We start from the raw sequence: 5399 nt of genomic DNA on the forward strand, positions 1-5399 counted from the left end.
CGCGGTGGACGCCGTGCCGGAGATCAGCCCGGTGGAGCTGCTGATCGACAGCCCGGTCGGCAGCCCGCTCGCACGGTAGGTCAGCGCGGCCCCCGCACTGTCGGTCGCGCGGATCTGCAGGCTGACCGAACTGCCGGTCACCGTGGACTGGCTGCCCGGGTTGGTGACGGTCACCGTGTTGCCGGTGCTGCTGCCGGAGGCGAAGGCGGTGGTGCCGTTGGGGGTGCCCCAGCCGGTCGGGCCGTCGTAGCCGGTGGTCGCGGTGCAGAAGTACGAGGTGGAGCACGAGCCGTTGTTGCCGCTCGTCACGTCGTACAGGTTGCCCGTGTGGCTGTAGGGGTACTTCGCCGGGTAGTCGCCGGAGCCCGGGGTGCCCGCGAGGGCGTACACGCCGGCGATGATCGGCGCCGAGGCGCTGGTGCCGCCGTAGACGGCCCAGCCGGAGCCGCCGTAGGTGTCGTAGACCGCCACGCCGGTCGCCGGGTCGGCCACCGCGGAGACGTCGGCCTCCATGCGCTTGCCGCACCCGGTGTCGGTCTGCCAGCTCGGCTTGGGGTCGTACGCGGAGCAGCCGGAGCCGGTGCCCTCGCTGCTGCTGGTCTTCCACACCGACTCGGTCCAGCCGCGGGAGTTGGAGGACGTGGACAGCGCGGTGCCGCCGACGGCGGTCACGTACTGGGAGGTCGCCGGGTACTCGGCGCCGTAGCCGGAGTCGCCCGCGGAGACGGTGATGGCGACACCCGGGTGCTTGAAGTAGGACGTGTCCTCGCTGGTCTGCGACGACGACTCGTCCCCGCCCCAGCTGTTGGAGACGAACTTGGCGCCGAGCGCCACGGCCTCGTTCTCGGCGGTGCCGAGGTCGGAGTCGGTGGCGGAGTTGGCCTCCACCAGGATGATGTTGCAGTTCGGGCAGACCGCGCTGACCATGTCGATGTCCAGCGCCTCCTCGCCGGCCCAGCCGGTGTCGTTGGAGGGCAGCGAGGTCGTCGAACCGGTCTGGCTGACCTGCTTGAAGCAGCCGTTGGCCTTGGTGCAGGAGGACAGGCCGTAGGTGGAGCGGTACGTGGCCAGGTCCGACTCGGCGTTGGGGTCGTTGTACGCGTCGACCACGGCGACGGTCAGGCCGGAGCCGCCCGTCGAGGGCAGGTTGTAGGCGCTGTGCAGGTTGGCCGGGCTCAGGCCGGAGGGCGCGGCGGCCAGTTCGGCGGCGAGGCGCTGCCTGATGTCGGTGCGGCGCTGGGCGAAGCAGGCGGCGTGACCCGGGGTCGCCTCGCCGCACAGACGCGTGGTCGGCACCTTCTGCCCGGCCTTGCCGGTGGCGTGCACGGCCTGCCGGGCGGGGGCGGTCAGGGCCTGGGCGTTCTGGGTGACGCGGGAGTCGGAGTGGACCGGCGCCTGCGCCTGCGCGGTCGGCGCGGCGACCAGACCGGCGAGGCCGAGGGCGAGGGCGGGCAGGGCGGTGGTCAGGAGTCTTCGCAGGCTCCGTCTGGGCTTTTCACGCATGGGGTGCTGCCTCCGTCGTGGGAGTGGGGTTCTCGACGCTGATGGCAGGCCTGTGACGCGCGTAGCGGCGGCGGTGTCGTCGCGGGCATGACACTTTTGACGGCGAGAACGTAGTCCCGGTCCGCGAGGCCGGACCAGAGCGGCCCCGACAACTTTGCCGCTCCATAGGAGGTCCATGGACGGCCCATGGACGCTCCATGGGCCGTCCCGGAAAGAGGCGTCAGAAGTCCTCGTCGAGGTCGACCGTGCCCTCCACGGCGACCTGGTACGCCGACGGGCGGCGCTCGAAGAAGTTGGTCAGCTCCTGGACGCCCTGCAACTCCATGAAGGAGAAGGGGTTCTCGGAGCCGTACACCGGGGCGAAGCCGAGGCGGGTCAGGCGCTGGTCGGCGACGCATTCGAGGTACTGGCGCATCGAGTCGGTGTTCATGCCCGGCAGGCCGTCGCCGCACAGGTCGCGCGCGAACTGCAGCTCCGCCGCCACGGCCTCCCCCAGCATGTCGGTGACCTGCCGCCGGAGTTCGTCGTCGAAGAGGTCGGGCTCCTCCTTGCGGACGGTGTCGACGACGTCGAACGCGAAGGACATGTGCATCGTCTCGTCGCGGAACACCCAGTTGGTGCCGGTGGCCAGCCCGTGCAGCAGGCCCCGGCTGCGGAACCAGTAGACGTACGCGAAGGCGCCGTAGAAGAACAGGCCCTCGATGCACGCGGCGAAGCAGATCAGGTTGAGCAGGAAGCGGCGGCGGTCGGCCTTCGTCTCCAGCCGGTCGATCTTCTCGACCTCGTCGATCCACCGGAAGCAGAACGCGGCCTTCTCGCGGATGGAGGGGATGTTCTCCACGGCGGCGAAGGCGGCGGCGCGGTCGTCCGGGTCGGGCAGGTAGGTGTCCAGAAGCGTCAGGTAGAACTGGACGTGGACGGCCTCCTCGAAGAGCTGGCGGCTCAGGTACAGCCGCGCCTCGGGGGAGTTGATGTGCTTGTAGAGCGTCAGGACCAGGTTGTTCGCCACGATCGAGTCGCCGGTGGCGAAGAACGCGACCAGCCGGCCGATGAGGTGCTGTTCGGCGGGCGTGAGCCTGGCGAGGTCGGCGACGTCCGAGTGGAGGTCGACCTCCTCCACGGTCCAGGTGTTCTTGATGGCGTCCCGGTAGCGCTCGTAGAAGTCGGGGTAGCGCATGGGGCGCAGGGTGAGCTCGAAGCCGGGGTCGAGCAGGTTCTTGGTGCCGGGCATCACTGGCAGGCCTCGCAGGACTCGGGGTTCTCAAGGGAGCAGGCGACCGCCTCGGCGGTCTGGGCGGGGACGGCCGCCCGGGCGGCGCGGGCGATGCGGGTCGCCGGGCGGGAGCGCAGGTAGTACGTCGTCTTCAGGCCCTGCTTCCAGGCGTACGCGTACATCGAGGAGAGCTTGCCGATGGTCGGCGTCTCCAGGAACAGGTTCAGGGACTGCGACTGGTCCAGGTACGGCGTGCGGGCCGCCGCCATGTCGATCAGGCCGCGCTGCGGGATCTCCCACGCCGTGCGGTACAGCCGCCGTACGTCCTCCGGAATCCAGGCGAGGTCCTGCACCGAGCCGTTGGACTCGCGCAGCGCCTCGCGGGTGCGGGCGTCCCACACGCCGAGCCGCTTGAGGTCGTCCACCAGGTAGGTGTTGACCTGGAGGAACTCGCCGGAGAGGGTCTCGCGCTTGAAGAGGTTGGAGACCTGCGGCTCGATGCACTCGTAGACGCCCGCGATGGACGCGATGGTGGCGGTGGGGGCGATGGCGAGCAGCAGCGCGTTGCGCAGGCCGACGGCGGCGACCCGCTCGCGCAGGGCGGCCCAGCGCTCGGGCCAGACGGGCTGCACGGCGTAGTGGTCGGGGTGCAGGACGCCCCGTGCCGTACGGGTCTTCTCCCAGGCCGGCAGCGGGCCGTTGCGCTCGGCCAGGTCGGCGGAGGCCTCGTAGGCGGCGAGCATGATCCGCTCGGCGATCCGGGTCGACAGCGCCTTGGCCTCGGGGGAGTCGAAGGGCAGGCGCAGCTTGAAGAAGACGTCCTGCAGACCCATCGCGCCGAGTCCGACGGGCCGCCACTTCGCATTCGACCGTCCCGCCTGCTCGGTCGGGTAGAAGTTGATGTCGACGACCCGGTCCAGGAAGGTGACGGCCGTACGGACCGTCTCGTCCAGCCGCTCCCAGTCGATGTCCCCGCCGGCCACGAAGGCGCCCAGGTTCACCGACCCGAGGTTGCACACCGCCGTCTCGCCGTCGTCCGTGACCTCCAGGATCTCCGTGCAGAGGTTGGAGGAGTGCACGACGTGGCCGGGGGTCGCGGTCTGGTTGGCGGTGCGGTTGGCCGCGTCCTTGAACGTCATCCAGCCGTTGCCGGTCTGCGCGAGGGTGCGCATCATGCGGCCGTACAGGTCGCGGGCCGGGAGGGTCTTGCGGGCCAGCCCCGCCGCCTCCGCCGCGCGGTAGGCGGTGTCGAACTCCTCGCCCCACAGGTCCACCAGCCCGGGCACGTCGGCGGGGGAGAACAGGCTCCACTGCCCGTCGGCGTCGACCCGGCGCATGAACTCGTCCGGGATCCAGTGCGCGAGGTTCAGGTTGTGCGTACGGCGGGCGTCCTCACCGGTGTTGTCGCGCAGTTCCAGGAACTCCTCGATGTCCGAGTGCCAGGTCTCCAGGTAGACGGCGGCGGCCCCCTTGCGCCGGCCGCCCTGGTTCACGGCGGCGACCGAGGCGTCCAGCGTCTTCAGGAACGGCACGATGCCGTTGGAGTGCCCGTTGGTGCCGCGGATCAGCGAACCGCGGCCGCGGATGCGGGAGTACGCCAGCCCGATGCCGCCGGCGTGCTTCGACAGGCGGGCGACCTGGTGGTAGCGCTCGTAGATCGAGTCCAGCTCGTCCTTCGGGGAGTCCAGGAGGTAGCAGGACGACATCTGGGGGTGCCGGGTGCCGGAGTTGAAGAGGGTGGGGGAGGAGGGGAGGTAGTCGAGGCGGCTCATCAGCCGGTAGAGCGCGGCGACTTCGTCGAGCGCGCGGGCGGTGTCGTCCTCGGCGAGACCGGCGGCCACGCGCAGCATGAAGTGCTGGGGCGTCTCGATGACCTTGCGGGTGAGGGGGTGCCGGAGCAGGTAGCGGCTGTGCAGGGTGCGCAGGCCGAAGTAGCCGAAGCGGTCGTCGGCGCCGGGGTCCACGAGCGCGTCGAGGCGGGCCGCGTGGACGCGCACGAACTGGGCGGTGCGGTCGGCGACGAGACCCTCGCGGTGGCCGACGGCCACGGACTCGGTGAAGCTGGTGACGCCCTGCGAGGCGGCCTCGGCGGCGATGCTCCTCGTCAGCAGCCTGGCCGCCAGCCTGCTGTACGCCGGGTCCTCGGAGATGAGTCCGGCGGCCGCCTCCGTGGCCAGCTCCCGCAGCTCCGCCGCGTCGGCCCGCGCGGACCGGCCGCGCAGCGCGGCGGCGGCGACCCGGCCGGGGTCGGCGTCGGGGAGGTCGGCGGTCAGCTCCGTCAGGGTCCGCAGCAACGCGGTTCCCGGACCGTCGGTCTCCGGGTCCGCTGAAGCCGGGTCGGCTGGCGCGATGGTCACGTGGGTCTCCCTCGCTCGGCAGGAGGCCTCGCCGAGGGCAGGGGGCAGCACGGACGCGCGGCGCGGCGCGTCGCGTCCACCGGCCCATTCCGCGAGGCCCGGACGTCAGGGCACCCGGGCCACTGCGGCCGGGTGCGCTGTCGGCAGGTCCTCGGACTGACTCCCGCGCATGGGCATGCGCGGGTACACCGTTGCGGGACAGTTCCGGACTCGCACCGGATTCCCCTGCGGCGACAGCGAGATGAGCATACATCTAGTGCCGGGTGGGGACGGCAGCCCCATATGTTGTGTCGCGGTGGTCCTGGGGTGTGAAAAGAGCGGGGGGG

3 protein-coding genes and 1 riboswitch are annotated in these 5399 nt (G+C 71.2%); all 3 genes read right to left on the reverse strand.

The genetic code is table 11. The features are described 5' to 3' along the window. A partial coding sequence (locus ACYF6T_RS44195; RefSeq protein ID WP_461703646.1) for a S53 family peptidase occupies positions 1-1503 on the reverse strand: 1503 nt, incomplete at its 3' end. Between the two features lie 220 nt (positions 1504-1723). After that, positions 1724-2734 (reverse strand): ribonucleotide-diphosphate reductase subunit beta, encoded by a 1011-nt coding sequence (locus ACYF6T_RS44200; protein WP_461703647.1) that lies wholly within the window; start codon positions 2732-2734, stop codon positions 1724-1726. Further along, positions 2734-5073, reverse strand: a complete 2340-nt coding sequence (locus tag ACYF6T_RS44205) for a ribonucleoside-diphosphate reductase subunit alpha (protein WP_461703648.1) — start codon at positions 5071-5073, stop codon at positions 2734-2736. Before ACYF6T_RS44205 ends, ACYF6T_RS44200 begins: the two co-directional genes overlap by 1 nt. 125 nt (positions 5074-5198) lie before the next feature. Further along, positions 5199-5323, reverse strand: a riboswitch (cobalamin riboswitch). Between the last annotated feature and the right edge of the window lie 76 nt (positions 5324-5399).

Source organism: Streptomyces sp. 7R007 (assembly GCF_054850255.1).

Excerpts from the sequence above, each read along its gene's own strand:
- ACYF6T_RS44200 (WP_461703647.1), bottom strand. The coding sequence starts at position 2,734 with ATGCCCGGCACCAAGAACCTGCTCGACCCCGGCTTCGAGCTCACCCTG.